The sequence below is a fragment of the Amycolatopsis kentuckyensis genome, assembly GCF_002155975.1.
In the GTDB taxonomy this organism is placed as follows: domain Bacteria; phylum Actinomycetota; class Actinomycetes; order Mycobacteriales; family Pseudonocardiaceae; genus Amycolatopsis; species Amycolatopsis kentuckyensis.
Map to the genome: position 1 here is coordinate 1 of NZ_MUMI01000778.1, position 1,691 is coordinate 1,691.

The 1,691-nt window shown below is 75.0% G+C and carries 2 protein-coding genes and 1 pseudogene; 2 read left to right on the forward strand and 1 reads right to left on the reverse strand.

Annotation, left to right across the window (positions count from 1 at the left end; genetic code table 11):
- A partial coding sequence (locus tag CCN39_RS47685) for an FmdB family zinc ribbon protein (RefSeq protein WP_086853776.1) occupies positions 1 to 159 on the reverse strand: 159 nt, incomplete at its 3' end.
- A gap of 45 nt (positions 160 to 204) precedes the next feature.
- Here CCN39_RS47685 and CCN39_RS47690 point away from each other — a divergent pair.
- Both CCN39_RS47690 and CCN39_RS47695 read left to right on the forward strand, forming a co-directional pair.
- Positions 205 to 1,329: an alkaline phosphatase family protein gene (locus CCN39_RS47690; protein WP_086853774.1), complete on the forward strand. Its 1,125-nt coding sequence runs from the start codon at positions 205 to 207 to the stop codon at positions 1,327 to 1,329.
- Between the two features lie 75 nt (positions 1,330 to 1,404).
- Positions 1,405 to 1,691: pseudogene (locus tag CCN39_RS47695) on the forward strand (NAD/NADP-dependent octopine/nopaline dehydrogenase family protein); the annotation flags it as partial.

The following is a 1,691-nucleotide window of genomic DNA, read 5'->3' on the forward strand; positions in this document are numbered from 1 at the left end:
ACCGCCGCTCGCGGCCCCGGTGAGGGCGACCGTGGTGAGCAGCTTGACGGTGTCGGCGTGGCCCTCCGGGCAGGTCGCCGGCGCGCCGGATTCGCTCATCGGGCGCAGGAGCTCGAACGTCTCGGTGCACTCGCGGCAGCGGTAGGCGTAGGTCGGCATGCCGCGATTATCGCCGGAGGTGCCCGGGGATGGGAAGCTGGGCGCGTGCAGCCGCCCTCGCTCGCCGACGTCCCGCACCTCGGCCAGGTCGTCCCGTCCCTGCTCGCCGCGCTCGGGGTGCCCGGCTGCGGGAACGTCCTGGCGTTGCCGGAGGCCCGCAGCGTCGGCGTGCTGCTCGTCGACGGGCTCGGCTGGGAGCTGCTCGCCGAGCACGCGGCGGACGCCCCGGTGCTGAGCGAGCTGGCCCGCGAATCGCTGCGCGTGGGCTTCCCGTCGACGACGGCCGCCGGGGTGGCCGCGATCGGCACCGGGCTCGCCTCGGGCGAGCACGGGATGGTCGGCTACACCTTCGAAATGCCCGGCACCGGCGTGCTCAACGCGTTGCGCTGGTGCAGCCACGAAGACGGCAGCGACCTGCGGGGCGCCCTCCCGCCCCGCGAGGTGCAGCCGCTGCCGACGACGTTCGAGCGCGCCGCCGCGGCGGGCATCGAAGCGGCCGTGGTGTCGTCCGCCAAGTTCCGCGACACGGCCTTGACCCTGGCCACGCAGGGCGGAGCGCAGTACGCCGGGGTCCACGCGCTGGGCGACCTCGCCGCGCGGACGTTGTCGGTGCTCGACGGGCGCGCGTTCTGCTACGCCTACCACAGCGAACTCGACCTGCTGGGGCACGTCTACGGCCCCGGTTCGACCGCCTGGCGGATGCAGCTGCGGCAGATTGACCGGCTCGTCGAGTCCCTTGTGGACGGTCTGCCGCCCGGCGCGCTGCTGGCGGTGGTGGCCGACCACGGGATGGTGACCGTCGACGACAAGCTCGACCTCGAAGACGCCCCGGAGCTGCTCGCCGGCGTCCGGACGTTCGGGGGCGAGGTCCGGGCCCGGCACGTCTACACCGAGCCGGGCGCGGCCGCGGACGTCCTCGCGGCCTGGCGGGAGGTCCTGGGCGAGCGGGCCTGGGTGCGCTCGCGCGAGGAGGCCGTCGCGGAGGGCTGGTTCGGGCACACGGTGAGCGACCGGGTGCTGCCACGCATCGGCGACGTGGTCGCCGCGGCCCGGGACCGGTTCGGGATGGTGCGGGGGCTCGCGGAAGCCGTCGAGACGTCGCTGGTCGGGCAGCACGGGTCGCTCACCAGTGCCGAGCAATTGGTGCCGCTGGCGTTGGCCCAGGGATAAGCCCGGTCTCCGGGAACTTTCGCCTTGCCGGTGCCGACCAGTCCACTGCGTACCGGACTGACGGGAGTGGGCGGAATGAGCGTGCTGGACGGGATCGGGGTCGTCGGAGCGGGCGGCGAGGGGCGGGCCGTGGCCGCCTACCTCGCCGCGCGGGAGCTGCCCGTGCACCTCTACACGCGGGACCTCGAGGCCGTCGGGGAGATCGCGCGCCGCCGGGAGATCGTCGCGCGCGGGGTGCTCGACGGGCGGTTCGCGCTCCGGGAGGTGACCGCGGACCCGGCCGGGCTGGGTGCGCGGGCCGTCGTCCTGGTCGCCACCGTGACCACGGCCTATCCGGAGGTCGCCGCCCGGCTGGCACCGCA